Genomic DNA, 5,496 nt, shown 5'->3' with positions numbered 1-5,496 from the left:
GCGTCGGGTGCGCCGGTGATGACGTCGATCAGCGACCAGTCGGTGTGGGGGGCGAGGGCCTCGGCACACTCGTTCAGCCGGGCGGCGAAGACCGGTGAGGTCTGGAGCAGTTGGGCTCCCATGCCTGCCCACTGGGCCCCCTGGCCGGGGAAGACGAAGACCGTCTTGCCGCGGGTGGTGGCGTGGCCGGTGGTGAGGCGGGGGTGGGGTTGTTCGGTGGCGAGGGCGGTGAGAGCGGCCGTGACCTCACTGCCCTCGGTGTCGGTGATGATGACGGCGCGGTGGTCATGGAGGGTGCGGGTGGTGGCCAGGGACCAGCCGATGTCCACCGGCCGCCCGGTCACCCCGGATTCCAGGTGGTCCAGCAGGCGCTGGGCCTGAGCCCGAAGGGCTGTGGGGGTCTTGGCGGACAGGACCCAGGGCACGGTCCCGCCGGTCGCCACGAGTCCGGGGGCGTCCGTACCGTCGTCCGGCTTCGGCGCGGCTTCGGATTCCGGTTCGNCCGTCGTCCGGCTTCGGCGCGGCTTCGGATTCCGGTTCGGGTGCCTGCTCCAGGATGAGGTGGGCGTTGGTGCCGCTGATACCGAAGGAGGAGATCCCGGCGCGGCGGGGGTGTCCGGTCTCCGGCCAGGGCCGGGCCTCGGTCAGCAGGGACACCGCGCCCGATGTCCAATCCACCTCGGGCGTCGGCTCGTTGGCGTGCAGGGAGCGTGGCAGCGTGCCGTGCCGCATCGCCAGCACCATCTTGATGACGCTGGACACGCCCGCCGCGGCCAGCGTGTGTCCGGTGTTGGACTTCAGCGAACCGAGCCACACCGGCTCGTCCCCCGGGCGGTCCTGCCCGTAGGTGGCCAGGAGTGCCTGGGCCTCGATCGGGTCGCCGAGGGCGGTGCCGGTGCCGTGGGCTTCGACCGCGTCGATGTCGGCGGGCGACAGCCCCGCGTTCGCCAGTGCCTGCCGGATCACCCGCTGCTGCGAGGGCCCGTTCGGCGCGGTGAGGCCGTTGCTCGCCCCGTCCTGGTTCACCGCCGTACCACGGATGACGGCCAGCACCTCGTGGCCGTTGCGACGGGCGTCGGACAGCCGCTCCAGCAGCAGTACGCCGACGCCCTCACTGAAGGCCGTGCCGTCCGCACCCGCGCCGAACGCCTTGCACAGCCCGTCCGGCGCCAGACCGCGCTGGCGCGAGAACTCCACGAACGCCGAGGGCCGCCCCATCACCGTGGCACCCCCGGTCAGCGCCATCGAGCACTCGCCCTGCCGCAGCGCCTGTACGGCCCAGTGCATGGCCACCAGCGAGGAGGAGCACGCCGTGTCCACCGTGACCGCCGGGCCCTCCAGGCCCAGCACATACGCCACCCGGCCGGAGGCGACACTCGTCGCCGAGCCGGTGAGCAGGTAGCCCTCCAGGTCCTCGGGGGCGGGCCCGCTGCGCACGCCGTAGTCCTGGTTGATGACACCGGCGAACACGCCGATGTCCCGGCCTCCTACCGCCGTCGGGTCCATGCCCGCCCGCTCGAACGCCTCCCAGCAGGCTTCCAGGAACAGCCGTTGCTGCGGATCCATCGCCAGCGCCTCACGTGGTGAGATGCCGAAGAAGTCCGCGTCGAAACCGGCCGCGTCCTCGAGGAACCCGCCGCGCAGCACATAGGACGTTCCACTGCGGTCCGGGTCGGCGTCGAACAGCGCCTCCAGGTCCCAGCCCCGGTCGCGGGGGAAGTCGGTGATGCCGTCGCGCTCTCCGAGCAGCAGGTCCCACAGCCCGTCCGGGTCGGTCACCCCGCCCGGCAGCCGGCAACTCATCGCCACCACGGCGATCGGCTCGTCCGCGGCGGTGCGCACGGTCACCGGGGCCGCCGCGGCGGGCGCCGGACCGCCGCCCAGCTCGGTGTGGAGCAGCTCGGCGAGGAGGGCAGGGGTCGGGCGGTCGAAGAGCAACGTGGCGGGCAGACGCAGTCCCGTCGCCGAGTTGAGCCGGTTGCGCAGCTCGACCGCCGTCAGCGAGTCGAAGCCCATCTCCTTGAACGCCACCGTCGGCTCGATCGCCTCGGGACCGGTGTGGCCGAGGACCACCGCGGCCTCCGCCCGTACCAGATTGAGCAGGAACTCCTGCTGCCCGGCGGGGGACAGCCCGGCCAGCTGCCCCGACAGACCACCGGCCGCCGGGGTCGCGGCCACGGTACGCGCCGTGCGCCGCACCGGCCGTGCCAGCCCGCGCAGCAGCGGGGACACCTCGGCGTCCGGCGTGCGGAGGGCGGCGAGGTCGAGCTTCGCGGCCACGAGCGCGGGCAGTCCGGACCGCAGCCCGGTGTCGAACACCCGCAGCGCCTCGGCGTTGTCCATGCCCAGCACCCCCGCGCGCCGGGTGCGGCGTACGTCGGTGGCGTCCATCGTCGCCGTGAGCGTGCTGGTGTCGCTCCACAGCCCCCATGCCAGCGAGGTGGCGGGCTGGTGGTGGGCGTGCCGCCACTGGGCGAAGGCGTCGAGGAAGGCGTTGGCGGCGGCGTAGTTGGCCTGGCCCGCGTTGCCGAGCGTCCCGGCGGCGGAGGAGTAGATGACGAACGCCGCCAGGTCGTGGTCTCGGGTGAGGTCGTGGAGGTGGGTGATGGCGTCGACTTTGGGGCGGAAGACGGTGTCGAGGCGGTCGGGGGTGAGTGCGGTGAGGATGCCGTCGTCCAGGGTTCCCGCGGTGTGGACCACGGCGGTGAGGGGGTGGTCGGCCTCGATGCCGGCGAGGACGGCGGCGAGTTGGTCGCGATCGGCGGTGTCGCAGGCGGCGATGCGGACGTGTGCGCCGAGGTCGGTGAGTGCGGTGGCGAGGTCCGTGGCGCCGGGGGCGTCGGGGCCCTGGCGGCTGAGCAGGAGCAGATGGCGTGCGCCGTGCTGGGCGATGAGGTGGCGGGCGATGGTGGCGCCGAGGGTTCCGGTGCCGCCGGTGACCAGGACGGTGCCGTCGGGGTCCGGGGCGCGCGGGATGGTGAGCACGATCTTGCCGGTGTGACGGCCCTGGCTCATCCACCGGAACGCCTCGGGGGCACGGGTGATGTCCCAGTGCCGTACGGGCAGCGGCTGGATCGCACCCTGCCGGAACAGTTCCACCAGCTCCGCGAGCAACTCCCGGATGCGGTCGGGCCCCGCGTCGCCTCCCAGGTCGAACGCCTGGTAGGCCACCCCGGGATGTGCTTCGGCGATGGTGACGGGGTCGCGGATGTCGTTCTTGCCCATCTCCACGAACCGGCCACCGGTGCCGAGCAGCCCCAGCGAGGCGTCCACAAACTCGCCCGTGAGCGAGTTCAGCACCACGTCCAGCGCCGGAAACGCCGAGGCGAAGCCGAGGTCGCGGCTGGACGCAAGACGCTCCTCCGGCACTCCCAGCGCGGTCAGCACATGGTGCTTCGAGGGATGGGCGGTGGCGTACACGGTGGCGCCGAAGTGCCGCGCCAGCTGGACGGCGGCCATGCCCACCCCGCCCGCGGCGGCATGCACCAACACCGTCTCACCCTGATGGATGTCGCCCAGGTCCCGCAGCCCGTACAGCGCCGTCAGATAGGCCACCGGCACTCCGGCGGCCGTGGCGTACGACCAGCCCTCGGGGATCGGCGCCACGGTTCGCGCGTCCGCGGTGGCCAACGGGCCGAACGAGCGGGGGAACAGGCCCATCACCCGGTCCCCCACGGCCAGGCCCTCGACACCCGGGCCGACCTCCGTCACCACACCGGCACCCTCGCCGCCCAGGCCCTCCTGACCCGCCACGCCGCCGAGGGCGACGAGCACGTCCCGGAAGTTCTGGCCGGCGGCGCGGACCTCGATCCGGACCTGACCGGTGGCCAGGGGCGCGGTGGCCTCCGTGTCCGGCCGCAGCACCAGGTTCTCCAGGCTGCCCTTCTCCGAGACGTCGAGGTACCAGTGCTCGTGCTCGGGCAGGGCGAGACCCCGCGGCGACCGCACCAGACGCGGCACCCACAGCGACCCACGGCGCAGCGCCAACTGCGGTTCGCCGGACGCCACGGCTGCGGGCAGGGCCTCCCGCGATGCGTCGTCGGCGTCCACCAGGGTGATTCGGCCGGGGTGTTCGGACTGGGCGGAGCGGACCAGGCCCCAGATGGCGGCGGCGGCCGGGTCGGTGACCTCGCCGGGGTTGTGCACGGACACCGCGCCATGGGTGCGCAACACCAGGCGGATGTCGGTGAGTTCGGGTTCGTCGACCCACCGCTGCACCAGATGCAGTGCGCGGGTGGCCAGGCCCCGGGTCCGCGCGGGCAGGCCGGTGTCCTCGGCGGTCCAGGCGGTGGTGTCGATGAGCACGGCCTCGGGCCGGTCCTCGCCCGCGACCAGCGCGTCCACGTCGGCGTCGTCGAGGGTGGCCCACGAGACCTCGGTGTCGGCGGTCGCCGGGTGCTCGGTCCAATCCAGCGTGAACAGCGAGTCGGCGGACCGATCGGCGCCGCTGGAGGCGGCGGCGAGCTGTTCGGGACTGATCGCCCGGAGCACCAGGGAGTCCACCGAGGCGACGGGGGCGCCGGTGGTGTCGAACAGGCTGATGGTGAACGAGTCGGTGCCGGTGGCGCGGGAGCGCACACGGACGGCGGTGGCTCCCGCCGCCAGCAGCCGTACGTCGTTCCATACGAAGGGGAGCGGGGTCTGGCCCGGGGACGGGGGCACACAGAAGTTGCTCGCGTGCAGCGCGGCGTCCAGCAGCGCCGGGTGGATGCCGAACCGGCCGGCCACCTCCGACTGCTCCTCCGGCAGCGCGGCCTCCGCGAACACCTCGCCGTCGCGCTTCCACACCGCCTTCAGGCCGCGGAACGCGGGCCCGTACTCGTATCCGGCCCGGGCGAGGTCGTCGTAGAAGTCGTCCAGAGCGACCGGCTCGACACCGGGCGGCGGCCACTCGGCCGTGCTCTCCTCCGTGCCGACCCCCATGCCGTCCTCGGCCGAGCCGCCCGGCTGCGGGGCGAGTGTGCCCGAGGCGTGCTCCAGCCATTCCTGGGCCGCGTCGGCGCGGGAGTAGATCCGCACGCCACGGCGCCCGCCCTCCTCGCCGCCGACCAGCACCTGGACCTGCAGCGCACCGTCTTCGGGCAGTGTCATCGGCTGGCCGATGACCAGCTCTTCCAGGGTGGGCGTGTCGGTCTCGTCTCCGGCGCGGATGGCGAGTTCGGCCATCGCGGCGCCGGGCAGCAGCACCGTTCCGGACACCGCGTGATCGGCCAGCCACGGGTGGGTGGCCAGTGACAGCTGCCCGGTGAGCATCACACCGCCGGTGTCGGGCACGCTCACCACGGCCCCGGCCAACGGATGGCCGGTGTCCTGAAGTCCCACGGCACTCACATCGCCCGCACTGCTGGTTCGGGTGAGCCAGTAGTGCTGGTGTTGGAAGGGGTAGGTGGGGAGGGGTGTGGGGTGGGGGTTGGTGGTGGTGTAGAGGGCTGGCCAGTTGGGGGTGTGGCCGTGGGTGGTGAGGTGGGCGAGGTGGGTGAGGAAGCGGGTGGGGGT

1 pseudogene is annotated in these 5,496 nt (G+C 73.2%); it reads right to left on the bottom strand.

The features are described 5' to 3' along the window. Positions 1-5,496 (bottom strand): annotated as a pseudogene (locus IEJ02_RS47295) (SDR family NAD(P)-dependent oxidoreductase); the annotation flags it as partial.

It is taken from the genome of Streptomyces sp. 5-10, assembly GCF_014712245.1.
Taxonomy (GTDB): domain Bacteria; phylum Actinomycetota; class Actinomycetes; order Streptomycetales; family Streptomycetaceae; genus Streptomyces; species Streptomyces violaceusniger.
The sequence above is the reverse complement of the archived record's forward strand: the minus strand, read 5'-3'. Positions and strand labels throughout refer to the sequence as shown.